17 protein-coding genes are annotated in these 17,949 nt (G+C 61.4%); 10 read left to right on the top strand and 7 right to left on the bottom strand.

All coding sequences use genetic code 11. The features are described 5' to 3' along the window. Positions 1 to 11: 11 nt before the first annotated feature. Positions 12 to 404: a VOC family protein gene (locus tag K9B32_RS06795; RefSeq protein WP_224561110.1), complete on the bottom strand. Its 393-nt coding sequence runs from the start codon at positions 402 to 404 to the stop codon at positions 12 to 14. Positions 405 to 412: 8 nt separating this feature from the next. Beyond that, the gene (locus K9B32_RS06790; RefSeq protein WP_224561109.1) at positions 413 to 1,693 is read right to left on the bottom strand and encodes an MFS transporter; all 1,281 of its coding nucleotides are present in this window, start codon (positions 1,691 to 1,693) and stop codon (positions 413 to 415) included. Positions 1,694 to 1,789: 96 nt separating this feature from the next. Here K9B32_RS06790 and K9B32_RS06785 point away from each other — a divergent pair, with 96 nt between their 5' ends. Then, positions 1,790 to 2,662, top strand: coding sequence for a LysR family transcriptional regulator (locus K9B32_RS06785; protein WP_224561108.1), 873 nt, complete (start codon positions 1,790 to 1,792; stop codon positions 2,660 to 2,662). Here K9B32_RS06785 and K9B32_RS06780 read toward each other — a convergent pair whose 3' ends face one another. Beyond that, complete coding sequence (locus tag K9B32_RS06780; RefSeq protein WP_224561107.1) at positions 2,663 to 3,568, bottom strand: LysR family transcriptional regulator; 906 nt, start codon at positions 3,566 to 3,568, stop codon at positions 2,663 to 2,665. Positions 3,569 to 3,694: 126 nt separating this feature from the next. On the opposite strand from K9B32_RS06780, the gene K9B32_RS06775 reads away from it, so the two are divergent. Further along, on the top strand, positions 3,695 to 4,459 hold the full coding sequence (locus tag K9B32_RS06775; protein WP_224561106.1) for an SDR family oxidoreductase: 765 nt from the start codon (positions 3,695 to 3,697) through the stop codon (positions 4,457 to 4,459). Between the two features lie 114 nt (positions 4,460 to 4,573). Continuing rightward, entirely contained in the window at positions 4,574 to 5,323 is a 750-nt protein-coding gene (locus tag K9B32_RS06770) for an SDR family oxidoreductase (RefSeq protein WP_224561105.1), read from the top strand. A 94-nt stretch (positions 5,324 to 5,417) separates the two neighbouring features. On the opposite strand, the gene K9B32_RS06765 is transcribed toward K9B32_RS06770, so the two are convergent. After that, complete coding sequence (locus K9B32_RS06765; RefSeq protein ID WP_224561104.1) at positions 5,418 to 6,788, bottom strand: PepSY-associated TM helix domain-containing protein; 1,371 nt, start codon at positions 6,786 to 6,788, stop codon at positions 5,418 to 5,420. A gap of 64 nt (positions 6,789 to 6,852) precedes the next feature. Next, positions 6,853 to 7,254: a hypothetical protein gene (locus tag K9B32_RS06760; RefSeq protein ID WP_224561103.1), complete on the bottom strand. Its 402-nt coding sequence runs from the start codon at positions 7,252 to 7,254 to the stop codon at positions 6,853 to 6,855. Between the two features lie 131 nt (positions 7,255 to 7,385). Here K9B32_RS06760 and coaBC point away from each other — a divergent pair, with 131 nt between their 5' ends. Further along, complete coding sequence (gene coaBC, locus K9B32_RS06755; RefSeq protein ID WP_224561102.1) at positions 7,386 to 8,594, top strand: bifunctional phosphopantothenoylcysteine decarboxylase/phosphopantothenate--cysteine ligase CoaBC; 1,209 nt, start codon at positions 7,386 to 7,388, stop codon at positions 8,592 to 8,594. Here coaBC and K9B32_RS06750 read toward each other — a convergent pair. Further along, positions 8,584 to 9,393, bottom strand: a complete 810-nt coding sequence (locus tag K9B32_RS06750) for a class II glutamine amidotransferase (RefSeq protein WP_224561101.1) — start codon at positions 9,391 to 9,393, stop codon at positions 8,584 to 8,586. The two genes, coaBC and K9B32_RS06750, sit on opposite strands and share 11 nt — an antisense overlap. 264 nt (positions 9,394 to 9,657) lie before the next feature. On the opposite strand from K9B32_RS06750, the gene K9B32_RS06745 reads away from it, so the two are divergent. The 6 genes from K9B32_RS06745 (at position 9,658) to otsA (ending at position 16,912) form a co-directional block, all read left to right on the top strand. Next, positions 9,658 to 10,569, top strand: coding sequence for a pirin family protein (locus tag K9B32_RS06745; protein WP_224561100.1), 912 nt, complete (start codon positions 9,658 to 9,660; stop codon positions 10,567 to 10,569). A 449-nt stretch (positions 10,570 to 11,018) separates the two neighbouring features. Beyond that, positions 11,019 to 11,696, top strand: coding sequence for a FadR/GntR family transcriptional regulator (locus K9B32_RS06740; protein ID WP_224561099.1), 678 nt, complete (start codon positions 11,019 to 11,021; stop codon positions 11,694 to 11,696). Beyond that, on the top strand, positions 11,693 to 12,985 hold the full coding sequence (locus tag K9B32_RS06735; protein ID WP_224561098.1) for a CynX/NimT family MFS transporter: 1,293 nt from the start codon (positions 11,693 to 11,695) through the stop codon (positions 12,983 to 12,985). Before K9B32_RS06740 ends, K9B32_RS06735 begins: the two co-directional genes overlap by 4 nt. Before the next feature lie 87 nt (positions 12,986 to 13,072). Next, a complete protein-coding gene (locus K9B32_RS06730) occupies positions 13,073 to 14,596 on the top strand; it encodes a S10 family peptidase (protein ID WP_224561097.1) in 1,524 nt (507 codons plus the stop codon). Between the two features lie 103 nt (positions 14,597 to 14,699). After that, on the top strand, positions 14,700 to 15,494 hold the full coding sequence (gene otsB, locus K9B32_RS06725) for a trehalose-phosphatase (protein WP_224561096.1): 795 nt from the start codon (positions 14,700 to 14,702) through the stop codon (positions 15,492 to 15,494). Between the two features lie 41 nt (positions 15,495 to 15,535). Further along, positions 15,536 to 16,912, top strand: coding sequence for an alpha,alpha-trehalose-phosphate synthase (UDP-forming) (otsA, locus tag K9B32_RS06720; protein ID WP_224561095.1), 1,377 nt, complete (start codon positions 15,536 to 15,538; stop codon positions 16,910 to 16,912). Between the two features lie 8 nt (positions 16,913 to 16,920). Here otsA and K9B32_RS06715 read toward each other — a convergent pair whose 3' ends face one another. Next, the gene (locus tag K9B32_RS06715; protein ID WP_224561094.1) at positions 16,921 to 17,823 is read right to left on the bottom strand and encodes a choline sulfate utilization transcriptional regulator; all 903 of its coding nucleotides are present in this window, start codon (positions 17,821 to 17,823) and stop codon (positions 16,921 to 16,923) included. Between the last annotated feature and the right edge of the window lie 126 nt (positions 17,824 to 17,949).

Below are 17,949 nucleotides of genomic sequence, written 5' to 3'. Positions count from 1 at the left end.
GCTTATTATTTTCAGACTTCAGGTTTCGGATTCGACACTTCGATCAGATTGCCATCCGGATCCCTGATATAGACGGAGCGGATCGGCCCGGCTGCACCTGTGCGATCGACAGGTCCCTCGACGATTGTCACTCCCTGCGATTGAAGATGCGCGATGACATCTGCCAGCGGCGTGCTGGCGATGAAGCAGAGGTCAGCCGAGCCTGGGGTCGGCTGCTTCGTCTTGGGCTCGAATTCGTGGCCATGCTGGTGAAGGTTGATTTTCTGGTCGCCAAACCTCAGGGCTCTGCGCCCCTCCCCGAAGGTTTCGGCGGTCATGCCGAGCGTCCGCGCGTAAAAGCCGCAGGTCACCTCAACATCGGTGACCGTCAGAACAAGGTGATCGAGGTGGTCAATACGAATCATGAGCGATTCTACCGACTTGCCAACCGTGCGGCAATGAGTGCTGCGATCATACCCAAGGCGAGCAACGCCAGTGTGAAGAGCACGACAGCATTCCAGCCATCGGCGCCCCAGAAATAACCGCCGGCCGAACCGGCGACGCTGGAGCCTACGTAGTAGGACAGCAGGTAGAGGGAGGAGGCATGCCCCTTGGTGCCGCGCGCAAGACGACCGACGAGGGCGCTTGCGACGGAGTGAGCGACGAAGAAGCCTGATGTCAGCAGCACAATGCCAAGCACGATCAGCGGCAAGGAGGGGGAAAGGGTGATCGCGACACCGGCGGCCGCAACGGCAATGCCAGCCGACAGGACGATGAAATGGCCAATCCGATCTCCCAGCAGTCCGGCGATCCAGGATGCAGCGATACCAAAGAGATAGACCGTGAAGATCAGGCCGAGTTCGGTCTGGTTGAGATGGTAGGGTGCCTGAACGAGGCGGAAGCCGATGTAATTATAGACGGTGACGAAGGTGCCCATGGCGAGAAAGCCGACCGCAAAGAGCAACGGCAGTGCTGGATTGCTGATGTGGCCGACCCAGGCCTTCACATGAAAGCGGGCGTCAAAACCCTTGCGCGGCGTAAAATTGCGCGATGCGGGCAGCAGCAGGAAGAAGCCTATCGCTGCGGCAAGGCCCAGCATGCCGAGCGTGCCCAACGCGATGCGCCACGAGAAGAATTCAGCCAGCGTACCGGTGACGACACGGCCAGCCATGCCGCCGAAAGCGTTCCCAGCAATATAAAGGCCCATCGAAGCACCAAGCCCGCGAGGATCGATTTCCTCGGAGAGATAGGCCATGGCAACGGCAGGCACGCCGCCGAGCAACAACCCTTCGAGCGCGCGGATAACAAGGAGCGCGTGCCAGCTTGGCACGAGGGCGCAGGCGATCGTGCAAAGGGCAGCGCCGAGCAGCGAGGCGAACATCAGGCTGCGGCGGCCGAAGCTTTCGGAGACGGCCGCCGCACAGAAGATCGCAAAGGCGAGGAAGCCGGTCGACAAGGACAATGATAGCGAGCTCGCGGCCGGGCTCACTGCGAAGTCCACAGCAAAGATCGGCATCAGTGGCTGCACGCAATAGAGCAGCGAGAATGTCGCAAAACCGGAGAGGAAGAGTGCCAGGCTGGCGCGACGATAAGACGAGGTGCCGCGCAGCAGAAACTGCTTGTCCTGCGGTTCCGCCGTCGTGCGCACGACGTGGAGATTTGGACGCGAATGGACTTCGGAGACGTCTGGCGAGTTGTCTGCGGCGCGTTGCATGAGGGCACCAACCTTTCACGCCTTTTGATCTAGCCAGCAGCACGCCATTTGTCCAATATATGAAAATGCCATTCTTCATTGCTTTTGGAGATACCGATGGAGTTGCGCCATATCCGCTATTTCCTGGCCGTGGCCGAAGAGAGAAATTTCACTCGCGCCGCGGCGAAGCTCGGCATCGGCCAGCCGCCGCTCAGCCAGCAAATCCGCGATCTCGAAAACGAAGTCGGAGCCGCGCTGTTTTATCGCGTTCCGCATGGCGCGGAGTTGACAGAGGCCGGCAACGCCTTCCTGCCGGAAGGACGCGCTGCCGTCGCGGCTGCCGAGAAGGCGAAGCTCGCCGCCCAGCGCGCGACACGCGGCGAGACCGGCAGGCTGGCGCTCGGCTTCACCGCGTCCTCAGCCTTCAACACAGCGGTCAGCGGCACAATCCGTCGTTTTCGTGGACAATGGCCGGATGTCAGCCTGTCGCTGACCGAGATGAACAGCAATTGGCTCATGGAGAAATTGCTGCGCCAGGAAATCGACGTCGCCTTCATCAGGCCCGGGCTGGAGGATCCGAAGGACGTCGCGCTGAAACGGCTGGCCGATGAGCCGATGCTGATCGCCCTGCCGGCGCACCACCCGCTCGCAAAATACGACAAGGTGCCGCTCTCAGCGCTTGCCGGCGAGCCCTTCATCTTGTTCCCGCGCACGGTTGGTCTCAGTCTCTACGATGATATCGTACGCGGGTGCCGCGATGCCGGCTTCGAGCTTGTCGTGACACAGGAGGCGCCCCAGATTCCCTCTGTCGTCAATCTTGTCGCCGCCGATCTTGGCGTGTCGATCGTGCCGGCTTCGATTGCGCATGTGGCGCTCGACGGCGTGGCCTACCGGCCGATTGAGGGACCACCGCTGGTCGCGCGTCTCGGCCTCGCCGTGCTGAAGGCACAGCGGTCGCGGGTGGCCGCCAATATGATGAGCCTCATTTGATCAGCCGGCAGTATCCCAATAGGGCGGATCGCCGAAGGTCTTGCGCAAGTGGTCGGCGACGGCACGCAGCTTAGCGGAGGGATTGCGACCTTCGGGATGGGCCATGTAGATGAACTCGGCTTCCGGTTTGTAGCCGACATCGATCTCCTGGAGCTGCCCTGCGCTGATCGCGCGTCCGGCAATGAAAGCGGGAAGAAGCGCGATGCCGAGACCGGCGGCCGCAGCATCGCGGATCATATCGCCGTTGTTCATCCCGAGCGCCTGACTGGCACGGACGACAATCGCGCCATCTGGCGTCTGGAAGCGCCAGTCCGCAACGCCACGATTGGTGTAGAAAATGCCCTTGTGGCCATCGAGATCGGCTAGGGTTTTCGGCATGCCATGGCGATCCAGATAAGCCGGAGAAGCGACGAGAATCCGGCGGCTGCGGCTGAGCTTCCAAACAACCAGGCGGGAATCGACGATTGGGCCATGGCGCACCACCGCATCATAACCTTCGGACGAGACATCGACGCGCCGGTCGTCGATGTCGAGCACCAGTTGGATTTCCGGATGCTCGGCCACGAAGGGGTAGAGCGCGGGGCCAAGGTGCATGCGCCCGAAGGTGACGGGGGCGGCTATCCGCAGCGGGCCGGACAGCGTGCCGCGGCGCACCGCCATCTCTGCGGTGGCTTCCTCAATTTCCTGAACGACCCGCGTCGCGCGTTCCAGAAAAGCCGTACCGTCTTCTGTCAGGGTAAGCTTCCGGGTGGTGCGATGCAGGAGCACGCCACCAAGCGACCTTTCGAGTTCCGCGAGCCTTTCGCTGACGACCGACTTTGAAAGTCGCAAGCGCCTAGCGGCCTCGCTGACCGAGCCGGATTCCACGATCGCCACGAAGGCCGTTATTCCCTCAATCCTGATCATCGTTCGGCAAATCCGAATTCGAGTTCCACCATTTGGAGACTAATCCGAACGAAAAGAAAATGCCATCTTTAGCCCATCGAAAGGGACGGCAATCGCCATCCCAAAACCAACACTGGAGATGGAACAATGAACCGCTTGAATGGAAAAGTCGCCATCATCACTGGCGCAAGCTCGGGCATCGGCCACGCAACCGCCAAACTCTTTGCTGCCGAAGGAGCAAAGGTCGTGGTCGGCGCCCGCCGCCGCGCAGAACTCGACAGTCTGGTCGAAGAGATCAAGGCAGCCGGCGGAGAGGCCGTGGCCGTTGCCGGCGACGTTCGCTCGGAAGATTATCACAAGGCGCTGGTCGCCACCGCCGTCGACCGCTACGGCAAGCTCGACGTTGCCTTCAACAACGCCGGCATCCTTGGCGAAGCTGGACCCAGCACCGGCGTTTCGCAAGCCGGTTTCGCCGAGGCGCTGACGATCAACCTGACGGCCTCTTTTCTTGCCGCCAAGCATCAGATCGGACAGATGGAAAAGAACGGTGGCGGCTCGGTGATCTTCACCTCGACCTTCGTCGGCTACAGCTTCGCCTTCCCTGGCGTCGCCGCCTATGCTGCCAGCAAGTCCGGCCTGATTGGTCTGACGCAGGCGCTCGCCGCCGAATTCGGGCAAAAGCAGGTCCGCGTCAACGCCGTCCTGCCGGGTGCGGTCGATACCGATATGTATCGCGCGATGAACGACACGTCGGACAAGCAGAGCTTCATCACCAACCTGCATGCGTTGAAGCGCGTTGCAGCGCCGGATGAGCTTGCGCGCTCGGTTCTCTACCTCGCATCCGACGATTCAAGCTTCGTCACCGGCACGTCCTCACTCGTCGACGGCGGCGCGTCGATCACCCGCACCTGAGGCCGCGGATTATCCGCTCTGACTGGAGAGATTTTCCGGGGATGAGCGGTTCGTGGCGACAGGCAATTGCATCGCATCCTCCCAGTATCAACCGGATCATAAGGACCCACGACAATGACACGCTTAAAGAACCAAACGGCCCTCATCACCGGCGGCACCAGCGGCATCGGCCTCGAAACCGCCCGTCAATTCATTGCCGAAGGCGCTCGTGTTGCCATCACCGGCAGCAGCGAGAAGAGCGTCGAGGCAGCCCGCGCCGAGTTCGGCGACAAGGCGTTGGTCATACAGGCGGATGCCGGCAACGCGGCCGGCCAGAAAGTCGTGGCCGGCGCAATCAAGGATGCCTTCGGGGATCTCGACATTCTTTTCGTCAATGCCGGCGTGGCCGAATTCGGCCCGCTCGAACAATGGAGCGAGGAAGCCTTCGACAAGTCGATCGCGATCAACGTCAAGGGCCCATTCTTCCTCATCCAGGCGCTTTTGCCGGTCTTTTCGAAGCAGGCTTCGATTGTGCTAAACACCTCGATCAATGCCCATATCGGCATGCCAAATTCGAGCGTTTATGCTCTGACCAAGGGGGCGCTTTTGACGCTTGCCAAGACGCTCTCCGGAGAGCTGATCGGTCGCGGCATCCGCGTCAACGCCGTCAGCCCCGGCCCGATCGCAACGCCGCTTTACGGCAAACTTGGCATGTCGGAAGCCGATTCCAAGGCGATGGCGGCACAGATCCAGTCGCAGATCCCGGTCGGCCGGTTCGGCGATGCCGGCGAAGTTGCGAAGACCGTCGTCTTCCTCGCCTCCGATGAGGCTGCCTACATCGTCGGCAGTGAACTCGTCATCGATGGCGGGATGAGCAACCTCTGAGGATCGAGACCCCAAAAGAGCATGCATGAGAAAGGCCGCGGCTCCTCTCCTCCGCGGCCTTTCTGCCGTTTATAGGCCAGTTTCAACGAGCGCCTCAGGCCGATCGCGGCTTTCTGGCTCCAAGATAAAGCCAGTCCGCCGCCAGCATGACGATCAACGACAGGCCGACCAGCGGGAAAACGATCCCACCAACGGCAAGCATCGCAATCAACCCGCGAAACACGCGCTTGTCAGCAGGCATCGGCGGTACGCCAAATGAACCTGCGGGGCGTCGCTTCCACCACATGACGACAGCCGAAACCGCAAGCAGGATGATCGCCAGGCAGGCGGCAAGCAGCACGAGTTGGTTCGCAAGCCCGAATTGTTGGCCGAGATGGGTATTGATGCCCCACTCCAGCGATTTCCCCAGCGGACCGTAGTCGGCATAACTCATATCGATCAGCGACTTCCCCGAGTACTGGTCGAGATGCACGACCCGTTGCTTGGAAAGATCGTCCGGATAGACCGAGCCGGAAAACACGCCATCCGCTGTCGTTGGTATGTTGACGGCGTAGCCTCGATGCAGGCCAAGACGGTCGAAGGTGGCGACCGCATTATCGAGACCGATCGGCTGTGCATGATGCGCGTGCCCGGCAGACTGCGGCACCTGCGCCTGTTCCAGCGACCAGGAAGCCTTGGCGACGTGATCGAGATGTTCGTCGGACATCGGTACGGCAACCCGCACACCTGCGGGATAGCCGAAGTTATTACCGTTTGCCCATTCGTTGACCTTGCCGCCCCAGACCCCAGACCAGGGCATTCCCGTAATGGCCAGGAAGACGATGAAGAAGCCGACGAAGATCCCGGTCACAGCATGCATGTCCCGCCAGAAGACTCGCCGCTTTGGCGTACCGCGAACGGAGACAACGCCACCTGTTTGCCGGCGCGGCCACCAGAGATAAATGCCGGTGGCGACGAGGAGGATCGACCAGCCGGCGGCGATCTCGATCAGCATGCGCGCGTAGTTGCCGAAATGCTTGAGGCTGTGAAGGTAGCGGATCGTCCACATGACGGTGCCGCGATCAGGCAGCACGCCCAGCACCTCGGCGGTGTAGGGATTTACGTAGACTGCAAGTTTGCCTTCCGCCTCGGTGCCGATGGTGATTTCAGCGGACGCATCCGACGCGGCCGGGTCGGTGAACTTGATGGCAATTCCCGGATGGGCGGTGAGGGCGGCGGTCACCATTGCGGAAGGTGCTACCCGGCTTGCGCCTTGCTGCACGTCAATGCGCTTGAGATCGGAATGGATCACCGCATCGATCTCATCCTTGAAAAGATAGAGGCCGCCAGTAATTGCCAGCGTGATCATGAAAGGCAAGACGAGAAGGCCGGTGTAAAAATGCCAACGCCAGACGGCGCGATAGAGGTCGGAGGCGGAGCGCACCGAAGCGCCGACGCTCTCGCGACCGATGGTAAGGTCGGACATGAAGGTCTCCCAACGTAAGAAAATCGGGCCTCTGCCCAACAGGAGCGGAGGCGGAACGATGACGTCAGGCAGTGATGGGGGGCGCACGCGGTTCGGCAATCCGCCCGCGTAAGGCAGGTGAAACGACAGCATCGGTTCGGATCGTCGTGTCGATCGCAGTCTCGACTGCGACGTAAAGGGGTCCCGCCTGCTGCCCGCCGAGAATTGCTGGCATGGCGACCGATGCCAGGCGGCAGAGCGTGCCACACGGGCACCCCGGCGCTTTCTTGGCCGGCAAATTGTCGTGGCCGGCATCATCGACGGAACCGTGTCCGCTCGAAGAGCAAATGATCGCGAAGGGATCGACGGCGGATGCCGTCACGGCGCCCTGAGCATTGCCGCTCAGCAGCCCTTGGATCAGCAGCAGACAGGCGACCAGCAGCGCGACAGCGCTGGCCGATACCCGATCCCGCAAGATGCTGCGCATGGTCCCCATGCTTCGTTCCATGCCACAGCAGCACGGTGTTGTCACTGCGACCGATCGGCCTTCGCTGCCGATTGCTTATTATTCCCCAAAGGCTTAGGGTCTCACAGTCAGATATTTGATGGACGAACGTCATGGTTCTCAGCGGCAAACGCATCCTCCTCATCATTTCAGGCGGGATCGCGGCTTATAAAAGCCTGGACCTGATCCGACGGCTAAGGGAGCGGGGCGCATCGGTACGCCCGCTGATGACCAAAGGCGCGGAGGAATTCGTGACGCCGCTTGCCGTCGGCGCGCTTGCTGCCGACCATGTGTTCACCGACCTGTTTTCACGGCAGGACGAGCAGGATGTCGGCCATATCCGGCTGGCGCGCGATTGCGACCTTGTCCTGATCGCGCCGGCGACAGCCGACCTGCTTGCCAAGATGGCGAACGGGCTTGCCGACGACCTTGCGTCGACCGTGCTGCTTGCGACCGACAGGCCAGTGCTCGCGGCCCCCGCCATGAACCCGCATATGTGGGCGCATCCGGCAACAAGGCGCAACATCGAGACGCTGCGCGGTGACCGCATCCGCTTCATCGGGCCGATGTCCGGCGAGATGGCCGAGAGCCGCGAAGCGGGCATCGGGCGGATGGCCGAACCGCTCGAGATCGTCGCGGCGGCGGAAGCCTTGCTCCATGATCGGCCGAAGCCGCTTACCGGCCGCAAGGCGATCGTCACCTCCGGCCCGACGCATGAGCCGATTGACCCAGTGCGTTACATCGCCAATCGCTCCTCTGGCCGCCAGGGACATGCGATTGCCGCGGCGCTTGCCGCGCTTGGCGCAGATGTGACCCTCGTTTCCGGACCGGTTTCCATTCCCGATCCTTTTGGCGTCAAGGTCGTCCATGTCGAGCGCGCGGATCAGATGCGGGACGCCGTGCTTGCCGCGCTTCCCGCGGATGTTGCCGTAATGGTTGCGGCGGTCGCCGACTGGCGTGTTGCGTCAGCCACCGACCAGAAGATCAAGAAACATCCGGGCGAATCCATTCCGACGCTCGCGCTGACGGAGAATCCCGATATTTTAAAGACGGTCGGCCATCACACGATGCGGCCGAAGCTGGTGATCGGCTTCGCGGCAGAGACGCAGGATGTGGAAAGCAACGCCAGGGCGAAGCTTGACCGCAAGGGTGCCGATATCATCGTCGCCAACGATGTTTCGCCGGCAACCGGCATCATGGGCGGCGTCCGCAACAGGGTGAAAATCGTCAGCCACAGCGGCATCGAGCAATGGCCGGATCTGGCGAAGGAAGAGGTTGCAACGAGGCTTGCGACGATGATCGCCGAACGACTCAAGCAGTGATCGCGACCGGGGTGGCTTTTGCGACTGCCTGCGCCGGACGAAACGGCGCGATATCAAGGCCATTTTCGCCGAGCGTGACAGCGCTTCCGTCCGGGATCTCCGCCCAGGCATCGACATCATCGTTCAGCGGCTCGGAAACCAAGCAGTAGCCCTTGCCGAGCGGAGAGGCATAGAGCGTGGGCGCTTTGCGGTCGGTCGCATAGCGGATCGCGTAGAGCGCCTTGCCATCCGAGAAGGCAGCCGTGTAGCGCAGCAGCACCGATCCGAGAAGTTTCTCGGCAAGGCTTTCGATGAAGCGGATCATCTCCGCCATCGCAGCCATCGGCGTCTGCTGCAGGCCGAACTGCAGGGCGAGCAAGAACATCAGTTCGGAATCGGTTGTACCTCCGCGGGCGTTGAAGAGTTCGTCATCAAGCATCGCTTCCATAGGGCGACGCAGCCGTTCGAAACCTGCGATCTGGCCATTGTGCATGAAGGACCAATTGCCGAAGGTGAAGGGGTGACAGTTGTCACGACGGGTGCCGCCGCCGGTCGCCGCCCGTACATGCGCCAGGAACAACGGCGAGCGGATTTGCCGCGCCAAACTCTTGAGATTGCAGTCGGACCAAGCCGGCAAGGTATCGCGATAACGCCCCGGCTCCGGACGGTCGCCATACCAGGCAATGCCGAAACCGTCGCCATTGGTGGGGGTCTTGGCGCGTGTCGCGCAATGCGATTGCTCGATCAGCGAGTGCGCGGGTGAGGACACCAGTTCCTCCAGATAGAGGGGGTCTCCGCGATAGGCTGCCCAGCGACACATGCTCTTTCCACTCCAGAACCCGCGTTGTCGGAGGCGGGAGAAATGCTGAAACGCGACAACGATTGTCGAATCTGATGGTTAATAAGACCTGAACGGCTTCATGACTTGCAAGCGGAAGATGACAAATTTCTGACGGTCGATGCGATCGAATTGCGCAATGCAACATCTTCTTTTGTGAACAGTGCGTCCCCGCGGCGGCTAATTTCGCAGAGGCTGGCCCGGCGGCTATAGTCTCGGACAAGTTGAACCCTTCGAGAGGATGCCATGTCAATACGTCCCGTAAAGCACACGAGCACCGCAACGCCAACCATGGAAGGCGCCGGTGTGAAGCTGCACCGCGTCTTCGGCTTCGGGGATCCGTCGATGACAGACCCCTTCCTGATGATGGACGATTTCCGCAATGACAATCCGGCCGAATATATCCGCGGCTTTCCCTGGCATCCGCACCGCGGCATCGAGACGATCACCTACGTGCTTGCAGGCACGGTCGAGCACGGCGACAGCCTCGGCAATCGCGGTCTGCTCGGCGCCGGCGACATCCAGTGGATGACGGCAGGAAGCGGCATCATGCACCAGGAAATGCCGAAGGGCGATTTTGCCGGACGCATGCATGGCTTCCAGCTCTGGGCCAACCTGCCCTCGTCGCTGAAGATGACGGCGCCCCGCTATCAGGACGTCAAATCCGCCGACATTCCCGTGGTGGTCGATGACGACGGTACGGCTGTGCGCGTTATCTGTGGCGACTTCTGGGGCAAAGCGGGCCCAGTTGACGGCGTAGCGGCCGAACCGATCTATCTCGATGTCTCGGTCCCTCCGGGGAAGAAGAAGCGCCTGCCCGTCGACACCTATCGCAACGCATTTGCTTATATCTTCGCAGGCTCCGGCACATTCCGCGACGCCTCCAAGCCGTTCGGCGTCCGTGTCGAGAAGGAGGTCAACGGCGAGGAACTCAACATTCGCGACATGTCCGGCAACCGGACGCTCGTGGTCTTCGACAACGGTGACGAAGTGACGGTGCAGGCCGGCGACGAAGGCATCCGCTTCCTGCTCGTTTCAGGCAAGCCGATCGAGGAGCCGGTTGCCTGGCATGGGCCGATTGTCATGAACTCGCGAGAGGAGATCATGCAGGCGATGCGAGAGTTGCAGAACGGCACCTTCATCAAGGCCGCACACTGAGCCGGTTTAATCCACAGCCCTCCGCCGCAATGTTTGCTCACTGCGGCAGCATATAGGACATCATTGTAAACATTAGTGTATTGCCGGCGCCCGTGACGTGAAACACCGCTGCCAGGGAAGATGCGCAGCACCTGACGCCTCGTTTTTTCTTGCATCTCCGGCGAATCATCCTACCTTTTACCCATCTTCAACAGAACGAAAGGAAGGTGATCCAATGTCTAATGAGATTTCGGACCTCGTAAAAGGCATGGAAGTGGTGATGAAAGCGAGGCAGCCCTCGCTCTAAGCCCACCTTCCTAGGATCGCTTTGACGGTCCGGCCATTTACAGGCCAGAACTCATGGAAAGGGTCGCCCCGAGCGGCCCTTTTCATTTTTCAGCACAGGATTGACGAGGACAGCGGCTTCGATGTATTCATAAAGTCATCTGATGACTTTATGAATACGAGCGATGCAACCACTTGCAAAAACGAAACTTGCGGACACGGCCATTGAGGCGATCCGCACCGAGATATTGGGAAAGCGATGGGCCGTTGGCGAGAGATTGCCCAACGAGGCGACGCTGTCTTCCACGCTCTCCGTCAGCCGCGGCACGATCCGAGAGGCGGTGCGGGTGTTGGTGTCGCAAGGCCTCCTCGAAACCCGGCAGGGTTCGGGAACCTACGTGCTCTCGACCACGGACACGCGACTGCCGCTCACCATGGCACGTCGCGCCAGTCTGCGCGATCTCTTCGAGGCCCGGTGCGCGCTCGACGTCGAGGCCGCACGGCTGGCAGCGATACGACAAACGCCTGCGATCATTTCGGAGTTGCGAGCACTTCTCGTAAAGCGCGGCAATTTCGAAGGCGGCGACCGGAGCGTTTTCGTCGAACGCGATCTTGCCTTCCACAAGGCGATCATTGCCGCTTCCGCCAACCGCGCGATGATCGAAATCTATCAGTTTTTTTCCGCCTCGATTGCCGAAACGATCGCGGCGACATTGAACGACGAGATTCCCGAGCCTGATATGCGGGCGCATGCCGACATCATCGACGCGATCGCCACCGGCGATCCGCAACAGGCCGATGCGGCCGTTCGCCACTTCATGGCCCCTATCATCAGCGCTCTCGACCGGATGCTCCATTCATGACCACGCCCCTTCAGGATGCCGCACACGTCTACGACCTGGCGGACGAACAGCTCATCGACGCCGAAGCCGATAGCGTACCGCAGCCGCAGCCCCCCGTTGGCAGCAGCGCAGCGGTGCGCTTTCTCCTTGGCGCCAGCCTGGTCCTGATCGCCTTCAATCTGCGTCCCGTCTTCTCCAGCGCCTCCGCGCTGCTGCCCGAAATCAAGACGGAACTCGGCCTTTCATCCCTCGGTGCCAGCCTGCTGACCACCCTGCCCGTCGTCTGCCTCGGCGCCTTTTCGCCGTTGGCGCCGCGGCTTGCCCAGCGGATCGGATCGGAGCGCACGCTTCTGGCGGTCCTCGTCCTGCTGGCGCTCGGGACGGGTCTGCGTGGCTTATCATCCGTTCCGCTGCTCTTCGTCGGCACTGCGCTTGCCGGCGCCTGCATCGCGGTCGGGAACGTGCTGCTGCCAGGGCTGGTCAAGCGCGACTTTGCCGATCGCGCCGCGCTAATGACCGGTTTTTACACGATGGCGCTATGCGCCGGCGCGGCGAGCGCCGCAGGCTTCACGCTGCCGCTCGAGCGCATCCTCGGCGGCTCGCTCTCCGGAGCGCTGGCCGCCTGGGGTCTGCCTGCATTGATCGTCGGGATGGTCTGGTTGCCGCAGGTGCTGTCCACCAAGGATCAAGTCAAACGCAGCGGCTTTTCCGTCCAAGGACTGTGGCGGGATCGCCTGGCCTGGCAGGTCACGCTCTTCATGGGCCTGCAGTCGGCTCTGGCTTATTGCGTGTTCGGTTGGCTCGTCCCGATCCTGCGCGAGCGCGGTCTTGACGGCGTCACCGCGGGAGCGATCGTTTCGGTATCGGTGATGGTTCAGGCTGCAGCATGCCTGGTTGCCCCGCAGATCGCCATCAGGGGCAAGGATCAGCGTGTGATCAATGCGTCGCTCTGCGTCGTTGCCGTCGTCGCGTTGTTCGGCCTGCTGTTTGCGCCGCTCTCCACCGTCTGGGTCTGGGCCGTGCTGCAGGGCACTGGCCAGGGCGGCCTGATCGCTGTCGCGATGACGACGATCGTGCTGCGGTCGCGCGATCCGCATGTCGCGGCCCATCTTTCGGGCATGGCCCAATGTGTCGGCTACCTGCTTGCCGCGATCGGTCCGCTCTTGGTCGGGCTCATCCGCGGCTGGACCGGAAGCTTCGCATGGTCGGCAGTGCTTTTCGTGGTGCTTGGCGCCGGCGCTGCGATCAACGGCTGGAACGCCGGTCGCGCGCAATATGTGAATGCGCAGACGATCGAGAGGGCGGACTGACGTCCGCCTCACCATCTGTTGATTTCTCCCCCAACGGGGCGATGCTACGCTAACGCCTCCCATGCCGCTTCCGTCGGAGGAGAAGTCTTGCGTTTCCTATCCGCCAGCCTGCTTGCAACCGCCTTGCTTGCTCCGCTGCCCCCCGCCTTGTCGCAGGAGGGTCAAGGCGAGGTTGCCACACAGGGTTCATCGAGCGAGGGCGTGTTGAAGCTGCTGCCGGGCGACTCGGTCAGCCAACACACAATGACGATCGGCGGACGGACCCTCGACTATGTGGCAACGGCCGGCACGTTGGATCTCTTTGCGCAAGATGGCTCCAAGGCCGGCGCCGTGTTCTATACGGCCTATGTCGCCAGGAACGAGAAGTCCGACCGGCCCCTGACCTTTGCCTTCAACGGCGGCCCTGGCGCCGCATCGGCGTTCCTGCATCTCGGCCTCGTAGGGCCGCGCATCCTGGATTTCGGCCCGGATGGGGCCGATGGGGCCGATGCGAAATTGACCGACAATCGGCAGAGCTGGCTCGACTTTACCGACGTTGTTCTCATCGATCCGATCGGAACTGGATGGAGCCGAACCGCCAAGGCCGACGACGCCTCCAAATACTACAACGTCAATTCCGACGCGGAGAGCGTTGCCAAGGCGATCGCTCTCTATGTCGCCCACAACAACCGGTCCGGTTCGCCCAAGTATCTTCTCGGAGAGAGCTATGGCGGCTTCCGCGCCGCCAAGGTGGTCGGCGCGCTGAAGGATAGCCAAGGCATCATCGTCTCGGGCGCGATCATGCTTTCGCCGTTGCTCGAAGGGCAACTGATGTTCAATGCCGATCAGTTTGCACTGGGCGCGGCACTCGAGTTTCCGTCGCTTGCTGCAGCGAACATGGACAGACGCAATGCCTTCGATGAAGCGCGGCAGCGCGATGCGGAGAAATTTGCGCTTGGCGACTATCTGACGATACTCGCTGGCCCGCCGCCGACTGGCGAGGCGGCCAAAGCCTTCTACGGGAAGGTTGCCGGCATGACCGGCATTCCCGCAGATATCGTGGCAAAGAACCGCGGCTTCCTCGGAAACGCCTATGCGAAGCAATCAACCGGGCAGGATGATCGAATTGTCAGCCCTTACGACGCTGCGTTCTCGACGCCCGATCCTTACCCGGAGTCGGACTCTGACCGTGGCGACGACGCCGTCCTCGACGGCTTCACCCGCGCCTATGGCGGGGCGTTCGCCGACTATGCGCGCAATGAACTCGGCTTCAAGACCGAGATGACCTATTCGCTGCTGGACGGCGACATCAGCCGCAGATGGGAGTGGGGCGGACGCGGCGGTGGTTCCAGGCTGCAGGCGAGCGTCACCGACGATATTCGCCAGTTCCTCGCCTCCAATCCGAAATTCCGCCTGCTGATCGCCCACGGCTACAGCGATCTCGTCACGCCTTATGGCGTGAGCCGTTATGTTGTCGACCACTTGCCGCCTTCGCTTGCCGGCGAGCGGGTGGCGCTGAAAGTCTATCGCGGCGGTCACATGTTTTACACGCGGACCGATCAGCGCGCCGCCTTTACCGCCGATGCCAAGGCCTTCTTCACCGAGCATTCCGGCACAATGCCGGCTGAATGAACGATTGATCAGTGCACGGATTCCAGGGCAAAATCTGAGATTTCCTCGCATTATTGAGCCAAAACGGGTTGCCTTCGGCGAATGCCGACATAGGTAAGTCACCATGTCATACCCCAGTGAGCCATTTCCTGCCATGATGCCGCAACCGGCCTCAGGGCAGACGGAATTGCTGAGCGCCGTTTTATCCTCCCCTCAAGACTGCGCTCTTTTTCTCGATATCGATGGCACATTGCTTGACCTGGCCGCGGTGCCGGATGCGATCGTCATGCCCCCGTCGCTGCCGGCGGCGCTTTATGCCGCGTGGCAAAGGCTCGGCGGGGCACTAGCCTTGGTAACGGGACGAGCGCTCGCCTATGCCGACGAGCTGTTCGCACCATTCCGATTTCCGATCGCCGGCTTGCATGGCGCCGAATTGCGTTGGCCGGACGGCAGGATCATGAAAGCCGAAACCACTGCCGCATTCGAGGCATTGAAGGCGGAGCTTCGCGCCGCAACCGAAAATCTGCAAGGCGTACTCGTGGAAGACAAGGGAGCTGCGGTCGCCACTCACTATCGCCTCGTGCCGCAAAGGCAGGCGGACGTGGAGCTGATCATGGAGAGGCTGCAGTCCAAGGTCGGGCCGAACTGGACCTTGCAGCGGGGCAAGATGGTTCTCGAAATCCGACCCGCGAGCGCCGACAAAGGTCACGCTGTCGAGACGTTTCTGTCGATGCCGCCCTTTGCCGGCAGGCGTCCGATTGCCATCGGTGACGACGTTACGGACGAGGCGATGTTCCGTGTCGCCAATCGCTTTGGCGGCCATTCCGTTCGTGTCGGGCCGTCTTCGGACACTGCCGCCACTCTGGCGCTGCCTTCCGCATCGGCGGTGCGGGAACTGATTGGGCAGCTCGCCGTTTGATCCATGCACGATGTGCCGCCCTCCCGATGAAAGGAACCTCCGTGACCCGTCTTGTCATCGTCTCCAATCGCGTGCCAGCTCCCGTGAAGGAGGGCGCGGCCTCCGCCGGCGGACTGGCGATAGCGCTCAAAGCGGCACTCGAAGAACGCGGCGGCATCTGGATGGGCTGGTCCGGAAAATCGAGCGAAAACGAAGAGCCCGGCCCGCTCTCCCTGACGGAAGAGGGCAAGATCACCTATGCACTTACGGATCTCACCGGCAAGGATGTCGACGAATACTATCACGGCTTCGCCAATCGCGTGCTCTGGCCGATCTGTCACTACCGCCTGGACCTCGCGGAGTATGGCCGCAAGGAAATGGCGGGGTATTTCCGCGTCAATCGTTTCTTCGCGCATCGGCTTGCGCCGCTGCTGCGGCCAGACGACATCATCTGGGTCCATGACTACCATCTGATCCCGCTCGCCGCGGAACTGCGGCAAATGGGCTTTAAGAACCGCATCGGCTTTTTCCTGCACATTCCCTGGCCGCCTGCCGATGTGCTCTACACTATGCCGGTTCACGAGGAAATCATGCACGGTCTTGCCGCCTACGATCTCGTCGGCTTTCAGACGGACCACGATCTCGAAAACTTTGCCGGCTGCCTTCGCCGCGAGGAGATGGGCGACGCCATCGGCGACGGCCGCTTCACAGCGAATGACAAGGTTTTCAAGGGCGGAGCCTACGGCATCAGCATCGAGACCGCCGCCTTCGCCGAATTCGCCAAGAAGGCCGGCAGCCACCATCTGGTGCAGAGAGCGCGGCAGAGTATCAAGGGCCGTGACCTTATCATCGGCGTCGACCGTCTGGATTACTCCAAGGGCATCACCCAGCGGCTGGACGCTTTCGAGCGCTTCGTCGTCAACAATCCAGCCCACCAACGAAACGTCACCTACCTTCAGATCACACCGAAATCACGCTCGGAAGTCCCGGAATACGAACAAATGCAGCGCACCGTCGCGGAACAGGCAGGTCGAGTTAACGGCGCACTGGGGACGGTGGACTGGGTGCCGATCCGCTATATCAACCGCTCCGTCAGTCGTCCGATCCTCGCGGGTCTTTATCGACTGGCCAAGGTTGGCTTGGTCACGCCGCTTCGTGACGGCATGAACCTCGTGGCGAAGGAATATGTCGCCGCGCAGGATCCCGAAGATCCGGGTGTACTCGTACTATCCCGCTTTGCCGGCGCAGCACGCGAATTGAGGAGGGGGGCGTTGCTGGTCAATCCCTATGACATCGAAGGAACCGCCAACGCGCTGGCGCGTGCCTTAAATATGCCCCTGGAAGAACGCCGCGAGCGTTGGCAGCGGATGATGGACTATCTGCTGGAGTACGATGTGTCGCGCTGGTGCGACGATTTTCTCAGCGATTTGGTCGCCTGACGGCGTGCTCAGCCAATGCCGGCTTCTAACATGAGCCACGCAACAAGAAGATCGCTTTGGGCATCGCGCGTGCGCGGCGGCAGCAGCCAATAACCCCGATCCGGCGCTTCCAGCGCTGGGCCTGTGGTCTTCAGCATCCCGGTTGCGAGCAGCGAATCGACAAGGCCCATCCATCCGATGGCAACGCCCTGCTCGCCGATCGCCGCCTGCACCACGAGCGAGTAGGTATTGAAGCTGACGTCACCCTGCCCGGCGCGACCATCGCGGCGGACACCGAGCTCCGCGAGATAGTGTCGCCAGTCGAACCAAGGCGACGGCTCCTCGGTATCGAGATGAATCAAACGTGCTCGCGCAAGGTCATCAGGCGTCGAGAGCGAGCCGTAGCGATCAAGGAAGCCCTGGGTGCAGACGGGCGCGACCCTTTCCGGCAAGAGCAGAACCGCGCCGCGATCGAACTCGGATCGCCGACCAAAAACCACGGCAACATCGCCGTCGTCCGACCGACCTTTCTCCGTTCGTTGTGTCGCGACAATCTGAATGTCGACATCCGGGTAAAGCGTGCGGAACGCGTGAATCCGCGGGATCAGCCATAGGGCGGAAAACGCATAATCCGTGCGCAGCCTTATGATTGGCCGATCGGCTTCATCGCGGAAACGCCGCGCCAGCTCGTCAATCTCGCTGACGCTTTTTGCCACGACGTCGAGCAGACGTTGGCCCTGCGGCGTCAATTCAACGCCCCGATGCTGGCGTTTCAAGAGGCTGACGCCAACTTGCTCCTCCAGCCGGCGAATCTGATAGCTGACGGCAGGTTGCGTCAGGCCAAGAGCGCTCGCCGCCGCCGACAGACTTCCCGCCTTGCCGATCTCAGCGAATATGCGCATCCATCCAAGTTCGACACGGCGGCTTTCCATAAAAAATCCTTAGAGAGGATATCAAATAATGCCAGCTTCACAGGTGATCCAATATGGATAATCAATAAAGCAATCAAATGGCAAACAAGAGATGATGCCGAAATGTCTGCGATGCATTGCCGTCGA

Source organism: Rhizobium sp. 3T7, from assembly GCF_020166565.1.
Taxonomy (GTDB): Bacteria; Pseudomonadota; Alphaproteobacteria; order Rhizobiales; family Rhizobiaceae; genus Rhizobium.
Note: the sequence above shows the minus strand (reverse complement) of the source record. Positions and strands in the feature narration are given on the sequence as shown.